Raw genomic sequence first — 19,537 nt, 5'->3', positions numbered from 1 at the left:
TCTACTGGTAATTTTTGATCTAAATACACACATAAAATATATAAAATAATCTAAAATTTTATAAGTTATACAAATTGTCTTGATTTATTATGTTTAAAGAGCGGCAGTATCCCATTAGCTTTTACAACCTTGCGCAACAAACAGCAACTGAGTACAGTTATGCACCGATTGGGCAACCTGACTTGAATCGTCTTCTTAGAAATCAGCCCTATTGGCGCCTAACGCAATCATCTGCTCGATTGCAAAAGAAACAGCTCCTTTTTGCTGATTGGAGTATGAGCAAATGGTCAGAGGAAAGACTGCAAGAGGTAATAAAAAAGCTTAACGAGCTCATGAGTGATGGCTTTGAGCTGTATATTTGGCATCAAGGAAATATTGTCCTTCTGAATCAAGAGGATTTAGACAATTTGCTTATCAAGCCCAATAGTTATCAAATACTGCCTCATCGCATCCATCAAATTTTAAAAAGAGCTGAACAACAGCATTTTGATAAAAATAATTTTTTGATTCTGGATAATTTTCAATTGCAATCCCTGTTATATCCAGATAATCAGGAAACTCTGAAAGCAATTCGTCTCAGTCAAATTAATAAAGAGAGTTTATTAAATGTCATTGCAACATTAAAAGATGTAACTCCGCCCATACAAGTTATTGTAGTTGATGAGTTTTCAAACTCAGCGCTTGAAATGCTCCAGGAATTACAAGCGCATTTTCCTGAAGCGATGCTTCAATATGCTTACGAAAAATTACTTTTATCCCGAGAGGCTAGTTTAAGTGGTTTTAAAGAGAAGGGACAAATAGCTTATGAAGGTTTTGTATTAAAAAATACAGACATTACAAAGCTATCGACCGTGTTCTTAATTGCTGATAAGTCAACAGCACATGATTTAAATCACGTTCTGTCACTTTCCAATAATCTTCAATACTTAAAGCTTTGGGGGTGTCGTGGGCTTCAGGAGGGAAAAATAGCTCAATGTAATTTAAGCGTCTTAAAAGAACTTACCCTACACAATTCTCCGCTTGATGGTGAGTCTATTAGAAATTTACTGCTGAGTGCGCCTAATATAACCACCCTTACTCTTTTAAATACCTCGTCATTTTCAGTTGATGAGGTAGAGTTATCCAATCTGCAAAATTTAAGCCTTACTAAAGTAGATTTATCCGAAGGAAGCTTAAACTATTTGTTACTCAATAAGCACTTAACTCAGTTAACCCTTAGAGATATGGTAATTGAGCAAAATTTAGCGCCTGAGCTGGAGTTGCCGAATCTTATCGACTTATCTTTAACTAGTTGCAAGATATCAACAGAAAATCTTGTTAAATTACTGGCTACTGCTTCTAATCTTCGTCACTTAAAGTTATCTCACTGCCAGGCAGATTTTAAGTTGGATGAGCAGACGGTATTTCCCAAACTTCAATCGCTTGATTTGCAGGAAGCTATACTTACCAGAGAACAGTTCAACCAGCTTCTTTTAAAAGCGCCAAATCTTAAAGAATTATCTTTGGATATACGGCAACTCCCACATGATTTAGGGCCCATAGAACTTGCCTATTTGGAAAAATTAGAATTATTCAATAATGGTCCTTATGTAATGCCAGATATTTGGCCAAAGGCAGGATCTCTTAAATCATTAGAAGCCTGGGACATTCATACAGATTGGTCTTTTTTAATTGACTCAGGTCAATTCTTTGCACTTGAGTCCCTTATTATTAGTGAGGGCAATATTACCCACGATGAAATTATCAGACTTGTAAATGCTGCACCTAATTTAAAATCATTACAGATTGATTACTCATTATACGAACATAGGGCTCTTGATGAGTTGTTAAGAACTCGCAAGTTAGGCCAGTATGCAGAACATGGCGCCTTACCTGAAGCGGTATTAAGAAAGTCTCAACTAAAACCAGAGAAAAGTGCAGGTACTACCCATTATTCTCAGGCCAATGCTCGCTGTGCTATTGATGCTGATACAAGTAAAGGCTTAAACAAGCCCAATTATAATGTTGAGCGTATTTTTTATCCTGTTGATTCATCGCTTCCTATACCTGATGTAAGTTTGTACCGTCAGTATGTTTTCAACGATTTAGAGATCACCTCCTCGCCTTGCAAGATACAAAATGCCTTTATTCTAAACAAGACAGGGGATCTTGATCTGAAGCCTGTTGAGATAGAGAAATGCTCTCATGATGTTTTTTCTTTGGCAAAAACATTACCTAAGGAGCCTGAAGCGTCCCGTTTTTACGGGAAACAAGCCTTAACACTAACGGAAGAATGGCAAAGTATTTCTTCTCTATCAGCACAAGAACGCATGACTCATTTTCATGTTGATCCTTCTGGTGACGACATTGAAATACAGTATTCATTACGCGATAACCAATACTACATTCGTTCCACTAAGGGAAATAAAAAAATAGAACTTGATTTTTTATTGCAGGTTCCTTCTGTCCGACCTCAACTTCCTGATGAATTAAAAAAAATCGTGCAAAATTTTCAAGAGTTTGGCGAGGAAACACTTGAAATTGATACCAAAGAGCCCAGTGGACAAGACTATTTGCACTATATTTTAACCCAAAGAAGTGGGGCGTGTCGCCATCGTAGTGTTGCGTTTAAAGCCTATCTTGAAGCGCATTATCCGGAAATTCCAGTACGGATTGTTACCAATGGGTGTCATGCCTATGTTGAAGTCAATGTAAATGGTCATTGGCATTCCTGCGATTTAGGGGGCTATGAGGCAAACCTGGCGCTTCATGACCCTTATAAGCCAACATTGCAATCGGAAGAAGAATTAATTTTTATCAAACAGCTTGAAACCTGGAATAAGGGAAAGCCGCAGTTTACCTCTGTGACGCATTATTGTCAGCATATTTTTCAACGCAATGAGATTGGCAAACATTTGATTGAAATTGCTGATGACGCTTCTCTTGAAGCATTGCAACTTTCTCTTCAGGCCTACGCCAGGCATAGTTCTCGTCCTGTTTTTTATATTGATTCTCCCAATGATTTAATTTGCTCAGCAGCATTTGTTGAACGGCAAGGACTAAAAGGTGTCGTGAAGAAAGGACCAGGAGGCCCCCTTTATGATTTTCTTAATGCCCATCAAGACCCGCATCAATCGCCTGTTTTATTGGTTAACTATGCCAATTTTACTGCAGCAGACATCATTCGCTTTAACAGTTTATTGGATGATGTCAGAAAGGCCGATGGTACCTTGTTACCAGAGTCGACCAAAGTAGTTGGTTTAATCAATCCCACTAAACCAGCGGCTTATCGTGGTGAAGATTTTTACTCGCGATTTGACAAAGTTGAAACTTGTCCATTGGAATCACAGTCCTTGCTCAAGGCTACACCTCAGTTAGTTGTCCCTGAAAAGACAAGCGATAGTGAGGTAGTAACGATAAATCTTTATCATCTAGCAGATTGGGAAGAAAGGCTTTTGGGACGGTGGGTTCTTCAGAAAGATAATCTTTATTTTGAAGAAGGAGAGCTTGTTGCTGCATTGGCCTCAGGCAAAGTCATTGAGCTGCAAAACGCTCCTTGGGAAGATGAAAAATTTGTTCGTTTTTGGCAACATGCAAAATTACACGGCAAAATCAATCATGCAGGGCGTTGTATAGCCATTCCTCCGACTTTAAGACTGGTTAAAAGTGAAGGTTATGATTGGGAGACTTTAAGAACTGGTATTTATTTCGAGCGAGACATTAAACCAGATGCTATAGTGTTGAATCCCACTCAATTGAATCAGTTTTTTACCCAATACTATTGTGACAACCACGCTAAAACGCTCGAGCTTTTTCCAGGTATTTTAGAATCGAATACCGGAAAAATTCTAGAAATTAATTTAACCTCAAACCTGTCAGAAGATGAATGGGCGTTATTTTTAACCACCTGCCGAAAACATCAGGTTAAAATTATTTGTCATAAGGCACCAGGGATAACTATACCGCAACAATTATCTGACAATCTTTCTCCTGAAGTCATTGAAGAGCCCAAGTTATGGACGGGCCATGTTGCCCACACCTCGATTATTCAAAGTACAGATGTTGACAGTAGCGTGGACCAATTGAATCGGGAAGGCGATTGGCAAGTTATTGATATCAGCGAGTGTCAATCTGCTGATTTGTTGATAGCGACGAAAGGGTTATTAAATGAGGATACTCTGCATTTTGAGTTTACACAAAGGAGGCAGGCGCTGCTCACGGCACTGTCCGATAACAAGAAAGTAATCTTAAAAGGAAAATTTTCAAAAGAATTGGCTGACGCATTAGCACCACTGCTCCTTGAAAGACAAAAATCGCAACAGCCACAGGGTCATTTGGTTATGGTAAGTGACGACTGTCAGGCTTTTCAATATTTAAGGCCAATGTCTCATGAAGTAAGCGTGAAAGAGAAAAAAGCGTGTCTGGAACGCTATATGCAACTATTACCCGTTGCGCTTTTAACGCCAGAAGTAATTGATGACGTGTTGACTAAAGAACAATTGGAGAAGGAACCTTTAAGTCAACTTAAAGCCAGACTTGATTATCATTGTATTCATCCTGAACAGTCCACAGACGGGGCCTGGGAAGGCATGTATCGCTTGAATCATAAAATAAAGCTGGGTAGTTTTAAGCCCCACCAAAGTAAGGAAAAGGCTGAAGCCTTTATACAGAAGCGTCTTGAAGCGGTAAATAAAGTGCTCGAGCGTGCACCGTATGCTTTTTTGACAGGATTAACTGCTGTTGGAAAATCTACCTTTGTAGAAGAGCACTTGTGCAATGAACAGCGAAAGTTGTTTCAGGGTGAATCACAAATTTTATCCTGGGCTACCGACCCCTCTGACCTTGAAAAAATAATATTTATTGATGAGGCTAATATTGAAAATCGCGACTGGAGTGAATTTGAGGGATTATTTGCTAATCCTCCAGGCATTCTGATCGATGGAACCTATTACCCCTTAACAGACAAACACAAGGTGGTGTTTGCGGGTAATCCTTTAAATTATGGTGGGGAGCGACAATTATCCCAATTTTTTATACGCCATGGCAATGCGGTTCTTTTTGAGGTTATGCCGCAAGAATTTATTTATGAAAAAATACTTAAACCAGTTTTTACTCAGACTGATTTGGAACTGGAAGTTCTTGATATCGCCGAGCCAATTCTTTCCGTTTACAGCTATCTCTGTAAGCATTCCCGTGACGAAGTGTTAATTTCGCCCCGTGAGCTTCAGATGATGGCACTGCTTGTGTTGACAGCGCATAAAAAACACCCTGAACTTGAGGTAGCAGAACTGGCGGAACATTACGCGTATGTAATAGGGCAAACCTTATGTCCTAAAGAAAAGCAAAGTAAATTTGAAGAACGGTTTAAACCTTACGAACCCTTCATAAAGCAGACATTGGAAGCGGTCAGTGCTAATAAAAAATCTTCATTTTTAGTCACTGCATCACGCCAGGCAATCTATCAACAATTGAATGAGTTATTGCAATTACGTTTGTTACGAAGAGAAGGAAAAAATGCGGCGCAAAAGTATGGCGGTATCAATGGCTTTCTTATTGAAGGCGAGCCTGGTGCGGGCAAAAGTGAACTTGTTACTGCTGTTTTAATTCAAAATGGTTATCAGGAAGTACAGTTTGACCCTACTTTTAAAGCAGAAAAACCGCGAGAAAAAATATTTTACCGCATGCCCGTCAGCATGCAATTTGAGGATAAAAAAAATCTTTTCTTAAAGGCATTTGATGAAGGTGCTGTTGTGGTGGTGGATGAGATAAACAGTTCTCCCATGATGGAGCGTCTTTTAAATGCGCTTTTAATGGGAAAAACACCCGAAGGAAAACGTCCTGCAAACCCTGGCTTTTTAATTATTGGAACACAAAATCCAGCAAGCATGGGTGGACGTTTACAAACAGGGAATGCGTTATCGCGCCGTATGATTAAAGCGACGATGGTCTCTTATCCTGAGGAAGAAATGGAAGCTATTTTAGCAGAGAAAGGGCTGCAAGCGTCTACAGTAAATAGGCTGGTCAAGGCTTTTAATTATTGTTGCGAAAAGGCAAAAAAATATCAATTAACACCTGTGCCCACCTTTCGAGACCTGTTACGCGTAGTAAAACAGCATTTAAATGCGGTCAATAAAGCTTCTCTTGCAAATCAGTCAAAAGAAGACAAATTAGAAAAACAAGGGACAGTCGTTTCGAAAACTGTGCAAGCAATTGTTGCACGAGGAAAAGTATACAGTGATGCAAAGATACAAGAGGAGGCTCCCTCTTTTATTTATCCAGCGTCTTATACAAAAATATGTGAGAGCCATACTGATCCGCTCGCAAAAGCGAGAGCGCTTCTTGACGATTATACAAAATCAAATTTAAGCGTTTCTCGCTTGTTCCATGGCCACTGGCGGCGACACCATGTGGTAGAGCTGTCACTAATAATTGAAGAAATAGGCCGAGATAAAGCGATCAATAATATTAAAGATCTCTTACATCTATTAAGCTGTATTCCCCTGCAAAATAGTAAAGGTTCATTGGCACATCGGATTGGCTTTATAAAGGAACACCTCCTCCCTCTTGTAGAAGAGGAAGAATTACAATCAGCCGAAGTGAATAAATTTCATTAACTATAACTACTTATATACGACAAAGGGATTTTAATTTCTAAATGAAACCTGGTTGACTTAAGCGCTGTAAATAAAGAAGGAAAATTAAAATAGGTTAGGTTGTTGTTATTTTAATTCGCGAAAATCAACACAGATTCTTTTATAGTCTCCAGGTTGCAAATCTTCCAAAGACCAGTTGGCAATGCGATGGCGCACAAGTCTTAGCGTTGGAAAGCCAATTGCGGCGGTCATTTTACGAATCTGGTGATTCTTTCCTTCTTGCAAAATAATTTCTAACCAGCTGGTAGGAATGCTTTTGCGAAAACGAACAGGGGGCTCTCGTTGCCATAGATCAGGCTCATTAATCATACGGACTTTTGCGGGTAAATACCGGATTTGCCTAACTGCTAAACCTTGTCGAAGAGGTGCAAGGTCTTTGTCCTGGGGAATACCTTCCACTTGCACCCAATAATATTTCTCTTTACGAAATTTTGGATCAGTGAGCCGGTGTTGCAACCTGCCATCGTTTGTTAATAACAGTAAGCCTTCGCTATTTTTATCCAAGCGGCCAGCAGCATAAAAATTGGGTAGATGAATATAATCGGCCAGGGTTTTATCGCGCTCTTCTCCTGTAAACTGGCTTACGACGCCGAAAGGTTTGTTAAATAATAAAATATCACTCACGGTTTTTATAAAGATTGAAAAAGGTTTATTATGCAGCGAAACGCATTTGGGACAAAGGGTTTTCACATGCTATGATAGCTAACTTTCAATCCGACGGAGTTGCCTATGACATTCGAAAAAATTCGCGTTCCTGCTCAGGGAGAAGCCATTACAGTTTCTGCTGATTTGTCTTTAAACGTTCCTGAGTTTCCAATTATCCCTTTCATTGAAGGAGATGGCATTGGCGTTGATGTTACTCCGCCTATGATTAAGGTAGTGGATGCTGCTGTAGCAAAAGCCTATGGGAATGAAAGAAAAATTTTATGGATGGAGGTCTACGCTGGAGAGAAAGCAACGAAGGTTTATGGTGCTGATCAATGGCTGCCTAATGAAACACTAGAAGCATTAAAACAATATGTTGTAGCCATTAAAGGTCCTCTGACCACACCCGTTGGTGGGGGCATTCGTTCTCTAAACGTCGCTATTCGTCAAGAACTCGATCTTTATACCTGTCTGCGCCCAGTTCGTTATTTTTCAGGTACTCCAAGTCCTGTAAAAGAACCATGGAAGACGGATATGGTAATTTTCCGTGAAAATTCTGAAGACATTTATGCCGGTATTGAGTGGCAAGCGGATTCTGCAGATGCCAGGAAAGTGATTGATTTTCTACAAAAAGAAATGGGTGTTAAGAAAATCCGTTTTCCAGAGCATTGCGGTATAGGCGTTAAACCGGTCTCCAAGCAAGGTACTACACGATTAGTTAGAGCTGCTATTCAGTATGCTATCGATAATGATCGCGACTCAGTCACCCTGGTACATAAAGGAAACATTATGAAATTTACTGAGGGTGCCTTTAAAGACTGGGGTTATGAAGTAGCGCGAGAAAGCTTTGGGGCAACAGAATATCAAGGCGGTCCATGGCTGCAATTGACTAATCCTAAAACAGGAAGCCCCATCATTATCAAAGACGTTATTGCTGATGCTTTTCTGCAACAAATTTTATTACGTCCTGAAGATTATAGTGTCATAGCTACCCTAAATCTAAATGGTGATTATGTTTCTGATGCACTTGCTGCCCAGGTGGGTGGAATTGGTATTGCCCCTGGTGCCAACATAGGGGATAAAGTGGCGGTGTTTGAAGCCACTCATGGTACTGCTCCAAAATATGCAGGCCAAAATAAAGTGAACCCTGGTTCGCTAATTTTATCGGCAGAAATGATGCTGCGTCATTTAGGCTGGATTGAAGCTGCGGACTATATTATTAAAGGTGTTGAGGGTGCTATTGAAGCCAAAACAGTAACCTACGACTTTGAGCGTTTAATGGAGGGGGCAACCTGCGTTAGTAGTTCTGGTTTTGCTGAAGAAATAATCAAGCACATGTAAGCTATACTTTAAAAATAAATGGTCTTGTGATGGCGTGTCCTAAAGACATTTCATAGGGTCTATTGACATAGCGTTTTATGATCCTGCTAAATACTGATGTACTGCGGTTTGTCCCTGCCTTTTATCACACTTCTGCCTACACCCCGCGCATAACGCGCGGTACGTAGAGCAGGATAATTTGTGAGGATTTCTCAGGGACAAGCTGCGGGACATAAGACTATTAATTTTCCCAATCGCAATTTTAGATGATCTCTGATGATTGTAAGTAACCAGTAACAAAAGCTAATTTTGAGTCCAATCTAATCAAGCTGTTATTGATTATCGCAAGGTTTAATTTTTTAAAGAAATTAAATCAATTTTTACTGGCCAAAAATGCTTTAGAAGTCTATAAAATTAATAAAGGGTGTATGTTATGAGTGGATGGTCTTTAGAGGAAGTAGTTGAACGAAAGAAGGCTGAATCAGAAGTTTTACCCGAGATTAAACAGCCTAGAAAGTATAAGGTTATCCTGCTTAATGACGATTACACGCCTATGGAATTTGTAGTAGAAGTGTTAAAGCGGTTTTTCCATTTAAATGAAGAGGTAGCAACCCAGGTGATGTTACAGGTTCATATTGTGGGGAAAGGTATTTGTGGTGTATTTACAAGGGACATAGCAGAAACAAAGGTTGCTTTGGTTAATGATCATGCAAGAAGTAATCAACATCCTCTGTTATGTACCATGGAACCAGAATAAATTGGTAGTTGGCTGGAGAGAGGAGCAACGGCAATGTTAAACAAAGAACTTGAATTCACCTTAAATCTGGCCTTTAAGGAAGCAAAGGAGAAGCGTCATGAATTCATGACTGTTGAGCATTTATTATTATCGCTGCTTGATAATCCGGCTGCAGGCAATGTGTTACAAGCTTGCGATGCAAATATAGATGCATTGCGTCGGGACTTGGTTGAATTCATTGATGAAACTACTCCCAGAATTCCTGAAGATGAACTAGATAGGGAGACCCAGCCAACCCTTGGGTTCCAACGTGTTTTACAACGTGCTGTGTTTCATGTGCAATCAGCAGGCAAGACTGAAGTGACAGGGGCTAACGTGCTGGCCGCTATTTTTAGCGAACAGGAAAGTCAGGCTGTCTATTTCTTGCGTCGAGAGAATATTACTCGTCTGGATGTTATTAATTACATTTCGCACGGTGTGTCTAAATATCATAATGATATGACGGAGAATATGAATTCAATGGATGAAGAGGCTCTGGGTGGTGAAGTCAATGAATCACCATTGGAGAGTTATTGTATGAATCTTAACAAGCGTGCGCGGCTTGGTAAGATTGATCCATTAATCGGTCGTCATGAAGAAATTCAACGTACTATACAGGTCTTATGCCGACGCCGTAAAAACAATCCATTACTTGTAGGCGAAGCAGGTGTTGGTAAAACAGCCATTGCTGAAGGACTGGCTCGACGCATCGTTGATGGAGAGGTTCCAGAAGCCATTCATAATTGTGTCGTGTACTCACTTGACTTGGGTGCTCTATTAGCTGGTACCAAATATCGTGGTGATTTTGAAAAACGTTTAAAAGCAGTTTTGAAACAACTGTCTCAACAAGATGGTGCTGTGCTTTTTATTGATGAAATTCATACTATTATTGGGGCAGGGGCTGCTTCAGGTGGTGTGATGGATGCTTCAAATCTTATTAAACCATTGCTTGCCAATGGAGAATTGAAATGCATCGGCTCAACGACTTACCAGGAGTACCGTGGTATTTTTGAAAAGGACAGAGCGCTTGCTAGACGTTTCCAGAAAATTGATATTAAAGAGCCAAGCATTGACGAAACATTTGAGATTCTTAAAGGCTTGAAAGGGCGTTTGGAAGAACATCATGGGGTTAAGTTCTCCATTCCTTCTCTAAAGGCTGCAGCAGAGCTATCAGCAAAATATATTAATGATCGCTTTTTGCCAGATAAGGCCATTGATGTGGTCGATGAGGCTGGTGCCTATCAAAACCTGTTAACTGCGACTAAACGTAAAAAAATTATTAGTGTGGCAGAAATCGAAAGTGTGGTGGCTAAAATTGCACGAATTCCTGTTAAAAAAGTATCAGCAAGGGATAAAGATACGCTGCGTAACCTGGAGCGCGACTTAAAACTATTGGTTTATGGCCAAGATGATGCAATTACAGCCCTTGCTTCTGCTATCAAGCTTGCACGTTCTGGTTTACGAGAACCACAAAAACCAGTAGGCTGCTTCTTGTTTGCAGGGCCTACGGGAGTGGGTAAAACAGAAGTTACCAAACAGCTTGCCAATGTATTAGGCATTGAACTGTTACGTTTTGACATGTCTGAATACATGGAAAAACACACAGTATCCCGTTTAATAGGTGCTCCTCCAGGCTATGTAGGCTATGATCAAGGAGGCTTATTAACCGAGGCGGTGACTAAGAATCCTCATGCAGTACTTTTATTGGATGAAATTGAAAAAGCTCACCCTGATGTGTTTAATTTGCTACTGCAAATCATGGATCATGGCACATTAACTGATACTAATGGACGCCAGGCTGATTTTAGACATGTCATTTTGGTTATGACTTCTAACGCAGGAGCGAGTGAAATTAGCAGGAACTCCATAGGCTTTGCCTTGCAAGATAACAGCAATGATGGATTGGAAGTTCTTAAACGCCAATTCAGTCCTGAATTTAGAAACAGACTGGATGCCATTATTAATTTTGCACCGTTGGATACAACAACGATTGGTTTGGTGGTCGATAAATTTATTATGGAACTGGATGAGCAGTTAAGTAATAAAGGCGTCACCTTTAAAGTTGATCAAGCAGCTCGCGATTGGCTGATTGAACACGGCTATGATAAAGCAATGGGTGCTCGTCCGATGGCAAGATTAATTCAAGAGAATGTCAAAAAGCCACTGGCGGATGAATTACTTTTCGGTAAATTGGCCAATGGTGGGCATGTGACTTTAAAAGTAAAAGATGGCAAACTGCATTTTGACAGCCATGATCACCGCGAAGGGGTATTCTAACTGTTAAGTGAATAAATGCGTCTTAGGGCGCATTTATTCACAGCAACTAATCATAAGAGCAGGTTCTAAATTTTTTTTCTATTGCTTGTGTTTTGTTATTAGTAATTTGGCCATGTAAGTTCCCAAATTTTCCTTGAACTTGGGTTAACATCCAGATAAAAAGAGACTCCAAATTGTTCCCAGAACAGGTTGTTATTTCAGAGTTATCAAAATACAATCTTGCAGTGTAATTAAACATTATAATTCTCGATAAAAAGTGATAAAGGCGCATCATAGATGCCATTAAGAAGGTATAATGTGATTACAATATTTGGCAGGATATAAATAAGTGTTTACACCTTGTATCTAAACTATAGCATAGTTATAAATTTTAATACTATTTTCTTCTCCCTCTGTTTTGCAGGATTACCACGTCATTGCCACTCATTTCTGCTGCAGACATGAGGGTTGTTCTGAGGTAAAATAACGAAATTATATTAAATTGGTTATTACATGCTAAGTGTCATCATTATTGCCAAGGATGAAGAAGCAAATATTAGGCGTTGTCTGGAATCAGTACAATGGGCAGACGAAATAATTGTGCTTGATTCAGGGAGTACTGACAACACGGTTGCTATTGCCAAAGAGTTCACACATCACGTTTATTGTACCGATTGGCAAGGCTATGGCATTCAAAAACAGCGTGCTTTATCTTACGCTACGGGGGATTGGGTTTTAAATCTGGATGCGGATGAATCAATAGGCAGTGAATTACGGGAGGCGATTAAAAAAGCAATAAAAGGCAATGAAGCAGAGGCTTATCGTATTCCTATTTGCATGAAGTTTTACGGAAAGCTACTCCGTTTTTCATCTAGCCCTAAAAGACACATTCGACTTTTCAAACGCGCTGGCGCTCACTACAGTGATGATATAGTGCATGAGAAGATAATATTGCCCTCTACTGCTAGAATAGGGCGCCTAAAACTGGCAATTCAACATCATTCTTTTCAAGATGTCAGTCATGCGCTTTATAAGGTTAATAAATACTCCTCTTACAGTGCCAAAATTCGCATCGAACAGCAGCGTTCGCCCGGTTTTATAAAAATTCTTCTGGGTACTCTCTGGATGTTTTTTCGTTGCTATTTTTTACAACGAGGATTTTTGGATGGCAAGGCAGGCTTTTTATTGGCAGCTCTAAATGCCCAGGGCACATTTTATCGCGGCATTAAGCAGCTTTATCGTGATACAAGAGTGGATCACCTACCCAATATAGTGAGAGACAATTGAGATGGAAACTTTACTTAGCTTTTCGCAAAGATTTCCTATGCAGACCTGGGTTTCAATCCTTTTAGGGACCACACTATTGGTCTTACCTTTGAGTTCAACTGCTAAAAGTATTCTTTTACCCCTCGCTTTAGCAGCAATATTATTCACACCCGCTTTATGTAAGGATGCCTTGGCACTTTTTACAACCCACTGGGGTAAAGCAGCTATTTTGCTGTTTCTAATCGCCTTTCTTGCCTGTTTTTGGAGTCCTGCAAGTCTTAGTGATAAAAAATTTATGATTGAAAAATACAGTAAATTACTTTATCTCCCTTTTCTGGTGGCGGGATTTCAAAACGCTAAAACGAGACAATTGGGCTTACATGCATTCTTGTTAGCCATAGTCATTACCTGTTCATTATCTGTGTTGAAGTACCATGGCTTCTTGCAATCATTTCATTTTGATCCGGATCATGTGTTTCGTAATCATATTATGACGGGTTTCATGGTGGCTTTTGCTGCATATTTAGCTTGGCTATTTGCTTATTGGCAGCAAGGACCTTCACGTCTAGGCTATGTATTATTGGCATTACTCTTTAGTTATCAAGTTCTTTTTGTAAGCGGGGGCAGGACAGGCTATGTTATTTACCTATTGTTAATGGGTATTCTAATCTTACAGTTATGCACCTGGCGTCAAGCAATAGCAGGAATAGGTTTAGTTTTAACAATATTTATCTCCAGTTATTTGGCAAGTCCGGTAATGAAAGGGCGTGTGGATGGTGTTATCCAGCAGATACAAAGTTACCAGCACAACCAGAAAGATACCGATATCGGATTACGTTTACAGTTTCATGATTATGCACATCAGTTATTTAATCGACATCCTGTAACGGGCAATGGCACTGGCAGTTTTACCTATTATTTTGCTAAAGAGAATCCCGTTCCATTCTGGAGTTGGAAATTAACAGAGCCTCACAGCCAGTACTGGTTGACTGCTGCCGAATTTGGTTTATTAGGGATTGCGGCATTGCTATTCTTTTTTATTAGCCTTTTTCAGGCCTGCCTGCGTCTGGATAAAATGAAGGTGATTGCTTTTGCGATGTTAATCCCATTTATGATAGGCAATCTATCAGACTCCTTGCTTCTTTATTCCGGTTCTGGTTATTTCTTTTTACTGTTTATGGCAATCTGTTTTGGCGAGGGCCTTGAGTTTCAGAAAAATAAAAGTCAGTAAAGTCTGTGACTAGAAGCCAACTTAGCAGGGTGTGCTGCTCTAGGTAAATCTGCCCATACCTATTCGCCAGGACTGTGTTTTATAATTGAACAATTTTTTATAAATTTTTCAATTATAATGACCGATAGCAAACTTAATTTATCAAGGTACCGTAAGTGAATTACTCCAACTTACAAAAATAATTTTAAATAAGTTAAGCAAAAAATTGTTGAAGATTTTCAACAACATTCTCAAATCGATGATCTACTTATTGCGGATTGGTTACGACTCAGAAATGTTCTCAATATGCATAAGGTCTGTAATGCCTTTTTTAATGGAAGCGTCTTTTATAGAACGGATACTTATCATTTTGTTAACCAACTATTAACTCCAAAGAAAGAAAGTAGCTCTTTAACAACGATGCTAGGTTTAGCACCTGTCGATTTTTATGGTAGTCAAAAAGACACGCCTGTCTATGCTCGACTACATATTTATGATTCCTATGTAATTCAGGAGGGTAATTTTAATCCCTCACAAACGCTTATGGAGTTATTATTTTCTCGCACTTCATTAGAGTGTTCTGCATCGATACAAATTGCAAACTAATTAACATTACTGGATTTTTTTAAATTACTTTATGGCGATAAAAAAGGAGAGAAGGTCTTTGATATGATATTTGGACCTAAATCCAATGACAGTCATAATTTAAATCGTCTTCGAGTTGGCAGCATGGGTAGTCTGTGGACTGGCGATTGGTATGACTTTACACCGCTTTATTTTTTCATGACACTAAAGTAATAAGGATATTGACATTGGTAATTTGAAAAATACGCCCGAAAAGTACGTTGGCTCTGGTTTTTATATTAAAGGAGATATCGATTATTTAGAAAAGCATCCAGAAGGAATTGCTCAAGGATGGAATGTCATTTTTATAGGTCTTGATGAAAAAAGTAGCCCTCTATTTTTAGCAGCCAACGAATATAAGCAGCGATTTATTTTCACTTATCATGAGATGTTAAGTTTACTAGCTACCGGTTTTAACCAATTTCCGGACGCTCATACCAATCCCTTGGTGTACAAATTTGTTGAGGGAAGGGATATGGAAGGCTTTAAAAAAGGAAATCAAAGTGCATTTGATACTTCAATGATTAAGTTATTCATCACTAATCTGCCTGAAGCGATGAAACGTCTGCATGAATTTTGTGATAACGCTTATGTATATCTTATTAGGCGCGCCAAGGATATGATACCAAGTCTAACACGATTAAACCTACAGTTATTCATCGCCCACTCATTTCTCACACGCGTGATGATCATGACACAATACTATTGAATTTTTATAAAACTAATTTTAGAGGAGATCCAGTAAAAAAGACTTGTAAAGATGATCAATCTCTTCGGGTACAACCTAATTCTATGTTTTTTTCCCCACATCCAGGACAAAAAATAAACGATTTAATCGCTAAGGCGCTGGATTTGATAAGTAATTTATATATCCATTCATCGAGTGATGAGGAAATGAAAATCTTTTGTCAGCAATCCTATGCGGCGTTAAATCATTATCAATTTAAATTGGAACAGGGCACGCTTCAAAAAAACGAAATAGAACGGCTGATTGATTTTGTTAAAACGCTAGAGCACTTGGATGAAGGGCTTGAACCATCAACAGTGGAGCGGATGTCATCATCCTGAAATGCGGTATAAACTGCATGAAGAACCTCCTGCGCATTTCATTTTCTGGAGATTCTTCGCTTTGCTCCCCATGACATACGTCATGTCGAACGGAGTGAGACATCTCCATGATGCCAGAAGATTTTCGTTCCGGATTAACGTAAGTCTTTCCTGATGTTTGCCCCTGAGGGGCTAGGCGGTTCAGAATGACGGCTATCTGTGCACCGCAATTATTTTAACGAAGGGGACTCTAATGGTCTCTCCATCTGTTTATCAAGATTATCAATGCCAAAATCTTCTGCACGGGTTTTTATCATTGTCATTAGGGTTTTGTGGGAGTCAGTTTCTAACCCTAAAATTTTGGTAGCCATACCCTGGCCAGTTGTTATTATTCTATACTCAGGTGAATTTTTAATTTTGGCATAAAGCTCCCTGAAAGATTGCTTATCGTAAGTATCTTCAATTTCTAATTTAATATCCTTTAGAATTTGACGCTTTAGTTCGTCGCCTGTTAGCTCGTAATTTTTTGGTTGTAAAAATTTAAATTCCTCTTTTTTGATATTATTAATAGATGCCTTGAAAAGATGAAAATTATTATTGCTGTTTGCTTATAATTGAGAGTAATAGGTGTAAAATTAATTTTGTTCTTAATAAACCATTGTGATGTTGTTTTCTGATCGGAGGCAAAGCTTATCTGAATATTGAACCCCTTTTCTTTATTAAACTTTATTAAACTTTTCTGCTAAATTTTTTATTTCTTCATAATTTGAATTATCCTCTGGTAGGACCAATAAGATGGGTTTGGGTTTATCCATAAATTCTTCTAGGTGCTGGTCTACAAAATTTCCCAACGCAAAATGGGAGTCACTCATGATCAAAATAGCATCGGAGTTTTTTATAGTGCTCCTTTGTTTATTGAGGAGTTTTATATCAATTACCATTTTATTTTCCAACGTCGTTGGATTTGAAAGCTGAGCGTATTGCGATAATTCACTAAGATCAGGTTTAATGTGTTTTGAGATAAAAACCGCTACCTTGAAATCTTTAGCTTTAGGCATACAGAGTACCCCTGGGAGCAATTATTATCTAATTGTAGAATAAAGTGGTTAAAATGCTAACTTCAATTGCTGCCAATATTGACTATAAAGAGCCAGTGTTTCCTCGCCCACATCGCGTTGAAAATGGCCCCTGTTTAAAACATCTGGAGAAGGATAGACGATAGGGTTTTTACTGAAGGAATCAGGTAGAAGTGCTTTGCTTTTTGCATTGGTAATGGCATGGCCTTCTATGAGGGCAATTTTCACACCCACATCGGGTCTTAAAATAAAATTGATAAATTCATAAGCCTCCTCCAGATGCGGGGGATTAGTGGGAATGGCAAGGCAATCAACCCAGATGACAAATCCATCTTGAGGATAATTAAAGGCAATTTTATTATTTTCTACATGAGCTTTAAACGCATCTCCATTCCAGGAAGACCCAGCTATCGCATCTTCATCAATCATGATCGCCTGGATACTATCACTTGCAAAAAGTTTTATATTGGGAACGAGTTGTAGCAAATGATGGAATGCTTTATCAATATGAACAGGGTTGGTATCGTTGGGATCAAAGCCCAAACTCATTAACGCAATCGCAAAAATTTCACGAGGGTCATCCAATAACATTAACTGTCTTCGCCAGCGTCTTTGCCAAAGTTCTTGCCAGGTTTTTGGTGGATTCGTTACATAGCTTTTATTATAAAAAATACCGGTAGCCCCCCAAATAATGGGTACGCTGTAGTGATTTCCCGGATCGTAATCAGTATTGGTAAAATTTTCAGCCAAATTGCTTAAATTAGGCAGTTTCTGTGCTTCCAGACGCGTTAGCATCCCCTGTTTTTGCATACGCTCAACAAAATAGGCAGAGGGCAGGATAACATCATAAATACTGTTGCTACTTGCCTTTAACTTGGCATACATCGTTTCATTGCTGTCATAGGCCGAGAAGTTAACGCGAATCCCTGTCTCTTGCTCAAATTGCTGAACAACTTTCTTAGGGATTTCTCCTCCCCATACGTAGACATTCACAACCCGCTGCGCCCAGAGCGAAGTTGCAGCAAGCAATAAAGCGAAGAGTAGAAGGATGCGATTCATGGTGATTTACCTGATAAACGGTGTGAAATAATGACCAAAACCATGGATACCAAAATGGTAATAGTGCATAAGGCATTCAATTCGGGTGTCACTCCAGCCCGTACTAAGGAGTAAATGGTTAATGGCAAAATGTTAAAATCAGGGCCTGCTACAAAATAGCTAATAATGACATCATCAAAAGAAAGGGTAAAACACAGCAAAAAAGCACTTAATACGGCAGGCCATAGCAAGGGTAATAAAATTTTGGTTAGCGCGGCAAAGCGTGAAGCCCCCAAGTCAAGCGCACTAAAATAGACGTTGGGATCTAACGTATGAATCCGACTGTTAATAGTTAATACAACAAAAGGTATACAGAAGGTAATGTGGGCAATTAACAAACTAAAAAATCCCAAAGGAATATTGCTAGCGTTGAAAAATATAAGGAGAGCCACCCCTAACACCAGATCCGGAATAATGATTAAAAGCAGCAGCAAGGCATTTAGTGAACGTTGGTGGTGGCTACGAAAAAGAAACAAGTTTACACAGGTAAGCAAGCCTATTGTGGTAGCAATGGTTGAAGCGCTTAAGCCTAAAATGACTGAGTGGGCAAACGAAGTCCATAAGCCTCGATCTTGGAAAAGCTCGTTATACCAGCGCATTGAAAAACCATGCCACTGTAGGGAAAATTTCGCATCATTGACGGAATAAACGACGAGCACCAAAATTGGCAAATAAAGCAGCGAATAAATCAAAAAAGAAAGAATTTTTGCGAAAAGGTTTTCACCGCAAATCCTCCTTATTTTGACGTCGAAATAGAACTAACAAAAATAACAAAAGGGTCGTTAAAATGACACTGGTTGCAGCGCCTTGTGGCCAATTACTTAAAACAAGGAATTGATCTTGAATTAAATTGCCCAGCAAAATAGAGCGGGCACCGCCTAAGACATTAGGAATATAGAATAGTGTCATTGCAGGGAGCAGCACCAATAGACAGCCGGCAGCGATACCGCTCGCCGTATTCGGTAAAAAAACGCGAAAAAATAGATTACGTTTACTCGCCCCTAAATCTTTTGCTGCTTCAATCAGCCTGAAGTCAAAACGCTCCATGTTGGTAAAAATTGGTAATACCATAAAAGGAAACAAGTTATAAATTAAGCCGGTAATGACGGCAAAGTTGGTATAGAGCAATGAAAGCGGGCTATCAATCAGGTGCAGTTTTAGCAAAATAGAATTTAGTACCCCTTTTGCCTTTAGAATGGCAATTAGAGAATAGGTTCGTACCAATGAACTTGTCCAGAATGGAATAATAATTAACAGCAATAATAAAGATTGATGCCTGGATTTGACTAACAAGTAACTAAAAGGATAGGCCAACAGCAGACATCCTCCGGTAGTTAATAATGCTATCCATAGAGAACGAAAAAAAATTTTCATAAATGTGGGTGTTAGCAAGGTAGAGTAGTTGTCCCAAGTAAAGGGTGTGGAGACCAAATGCACACTGTCTTTGGATAGAAAACTCGCTATTAATACCAAACTAAGCGGTACGAGGCAAAAAATAATTAGCCAAGTATAGATGAAATAAATTGAAAGTGAGCGAACTTTCATGACTGTATCCGAGCTAATTGAGCAGTAAAATTTTCAAAAATAA

The 19,537-nt window shown here is 39.2% G+C and carries 15 protein-coding genes and 1 pseudogene; 10 read left to right on the top strand and 6 right to left on the bottom strand.

The genetic code is table 11. The features are described from left to right. Window positions 1-89 precede the first annotated feature (89 nt). Window positions 90-6,593 (top strand): DUF5617 domain-containing protein, encoded by a 6,504-nt coding sequence (locus tag clem_RS08945; RefSeq protein ID WP_094091236.1) that lies wholly within the window; start codon window positions 90-92, stop codon window positions 6,591-6,593. A 105-nt stretch (window positions 6,594-6,698) separates the two neighbouring features. Here the strand turns inward: clem_RS08945 and clem_RS08940 are convergent, their stop codons facing one another. Further along, entirely contained in the window at window positions 6,699-7,256 is a 558-nt protein-coding gene (locus tag clem_RS08940; protein ID WP_094092323.1) for a pseudouridine synthase, read from the bottom strand. 105 nt (window positions 7,257-7,361) lie between these two features. Between clem_RS08940 and icd the strand changes: the two genes are divergently transcribed. The 9 genes from icd to clem_RS08895 all read left to right on the top strand — a co-directional run bounded on the left by icd (window position 7,362) and on the right by clem_RS08895 (window position 15,796). Then, entirely contained in the window at window positions 7,362-8,618 is a 1,257-nt protein-coding gene (gene icd / locus clem_RS08935) for an NADP-dependent isocitrate dehydrogenase (RefSeq protein WP_094091235.1), read from the top strand. A gap of 412 nt (window positions 8,619-9,030) precedes the next feature. After that, window positions 9,031-9,354: an ATP-dependent Clp protease adapter ClpS gene (gene clpS / locus clem_RS08930; protein WP_094091234.1), complete on the top strand. Its 324-nt coding sequence runs from the start codon at window positions 9,031-9,033 to the stop codon at window positions 9,352-9,354. A gap of 33 nt (window positions 9,355-9,387) precedes the next feature. After that, window positions 9,388-11,649, top strand: a complete 2,262-nt coding sequence (gene clpA, locus clem_RS08925) for an ATP-dependent Clp protease ATP-binding subunit ClpA (protein WP_094091233.1) — start codon at window positions 9,388-9,390, stop codon at window positions 11,647-11,649. 492 nt (window positions 11,650-12,141) lie between these two features. Then, the gene (locus clem_RS08915; RefSeq protein ID WP_094091231.1) at window positions 12,142-12,915 is read left to right on the top strand and encodes a glycosyltransferase family 2 protein; all 774 of its coding nucleotides are present in this window, start codon (window positions 12,142-12,144) and stop codon (window positions 12,913-12,915) included. A gap of 37 nt (window positions 12,916-12,952) precedes the next feature. After that, on the top strand, window positions 12,953-14,125 hold the full coding sequence (locus tag clem_RS08910; RefSeq protein WP_157698213.1) for an O-antigen ligase family protein: 1,173 nt from the start codon (window positions 12,953-12,955) through the stop codon (window positions 14,123-14,125). 285 nt (window positions 14,126-14,410) lie between these two features. Next, window positions 14,411-14,710 carry a hypothetical protein gene (locus clem_RS08905; protein ID WP_094091229.1) on the top strand — a complete coding sequence of 100 codons (300 nt, stop codon included), beginning with the start codon at window positions 14,411-14,413 and terminating at the stop codon, window positions 14,708-14,710. A gap of 63 nt (window positions 14,711-14,773) precedes the next feature. Then, a complete protein-coding gene (locus tag clem_RS15315; protein ID WP_269766783.1) occupies window positions 14,774-14,902 on the top strand; it encodes a hypothetical protein in 129 nt (42 codons plus the stop codon). Between the two features lie 22 nt (window positions 14,903-14,924). Next, window positions 14,925-15,437 (top strand): hypothetical protein, encoded by a 513-nt coding sequence (locus clem_RS08900; protein ID WP_094091228.1) that lies wholly within the window; start codon window positions 14,925-14,927, stop codon window positions 15,435-15,437. Then, on the top strand, window positions 15,434-15,796 hold the full coding sequence (locus clem_RS08895; RefSeq protein ID WP_094091227.1) for a hypothetical protein: 363 nt from the start codon (window positions 15,434-15,436) through the stop codon (window positions 15,794-15,796). Before clem_RS08900 ends, clem_RS08895 begins: the two co-directional genes overlap by 4 nt. A gap of 209 nt (window positions 15,797-16,005) precedes the next feature. Here clem_RS08895 and clem_RS08890 read toward each other — a convergent pair whose 3' ends face one another. The 5 genes and pseudogenes from clem_RS08890 to clem_RS08870 all read right to left on the bottom strand — a co-directional run bounded on the left by clem_RS08890 (window position 16,006) and on the right by clem_RS08870 (window position 19,494). Further along, window positions 16,006-16,335 carry a hypothetical protein gene (locus tag clem_RS08890; RefSeq protein WP_232505615.1) on the bottom strand — a complete coding sequence of 110 codons (330 nt, stop codon included), beginning with the start codon at window positions 16,333-16,335 and terminating at the stop codon, window positions 16,006-16,008. 159 nt (window positions 16,336-16,494) lie between these two features. After that, the gene (locus clem_RS08885; protein WP_094091225.1) at window positions 16,495-16,833 is read right to left on the bottom strand and encodes a hypothetical protein; all 339 of its coding nucleotides are present in this window, start codon (window positions 16,831-16,833) and stop codon (window positions 16,495-16,497) included. Between the two features lie 48 nt (window positions 16,834-16,881). Then, window positions 16,882-17,910: an ABC transporter substrate-binding protein gene (locus tag clem_RS08880; protein ID WP_094091224.1), complete on the bottom strand. Its 1,029-nt coding sequence runs from the start codon at window positions 17,908-17,910 to the stop codon at window positions 16,882-16,884. Further along, a pseudogene (locus tag clem_RS08875) lies at window positions 17,907-18,673 on the bottom strand (ABC transporter permease subunit). The gene clem_RS08880 and the pseudogene clem_RS08875 overlap by 4 nt, the downstream one beginning before the upstream one ends. Further along, window positions 18,670-19,494, bottom strand: a complete 825-nt coding sequence (locus clem_RS08870; protein WP_094091223.1) for an ABC transporter permease — start codon at window positions 19,492-19,494, stop codon at window positions 18,670-18,672. The pseudogene clem_RS08875 and the gene clem_RS08870 overlap by 4 nt, the downstream one beginning before the upstream one ends. Between the last annotated feature and the right edge of the window lie 43 nt (window positions 19,495-19,537).

Origin of the sequence: Legionella clemsonensis (assembly GCF_002240035.1) — a bacterium.
GTDB classification, from domain to species: domain Bacteria; phylum Pseudomonadota; class Gammaproteobacteria; order Legionellales; family Legionellaceae; genus Tatlockia; species Tatlockia clemsonensis.
Note: the sequence above shows the minus strand (reverse complement) of the source record. Positions and strands in the feature narration are given on the sequence as shown.

Coding starts and splice junctions, on each gene's coding strand:
- clem_RS08945 (WP_094091236.1), top strand. CDS start 90: ATGTTTAAAGAGCGGCAGTATCCCATTAGCTTTTACAACCTTGCGCAA.
- icd (WP_094091235.1), top strand. CDS start 7,362: ATGACATTCGAAAAAATTCGCGTTCCTGCTCAGGGAGAAGCCATTACA.
- clpS (WP_094091234.1), top strand. CDS start 9,031: ATGAGTGGATGGTCTTTAGAGGAAGTAGTTGAACGAAAGAAGGCTGAA.
- clpA (WP_094091233.1), top strand. CDS start 9,388: ATGTTAAACAAAGAACTTGAATTCACCTTAAATCTGGCCTTTAAGGAA.
- clem_RS08915 (WP_094091231.1), top strand. CDS start 12,142: ATGCTAAGTGTCATCATTATTGCCAAGGATGAAGAAGCAAATATTAGG.
- clem_RS08910 (WP_157698213.1), top strand. CDS start 12,953: ATGCAGACCTGGGTTTCAATCCTTTTAGGGACCACACTATTGGTCTTA.
- clem_RS08905 (WP_094091229.1), top strand. CDS start 14,411: ATGCATAAGGTCTGTAATGCCTTTTTTAATGGAAGCGTCTTTTATAGA.
- clem_RS15315 (WP_269766783.1), top strand. CDS start 14,774: ATGATATTTGGACCTAAATCCAATGACAGTCATAATTTAAATCGTCTT.
- clem_RS08885 (WP_094091225.1), bottom strand. CDS start 16,833: ATGCCTAAAGCTAAAGATTTCAAGGTAGCGGTTTTTATCTCAAAACAC.
- clem_RS08880 (WP_094091224.1), bottom strand. CDS start 17,910: ATGAATCGCATCCTTCTACTCTTCGCTTTATTGCTTGCTGCAACTTCG.
- clem_RS08870 (WP_094091223.1), bottom strand. CDS start 19,494: ATGAAAGTTCGCTCACTTTCAATTTATTTCATCTATACTTGGCTAATT.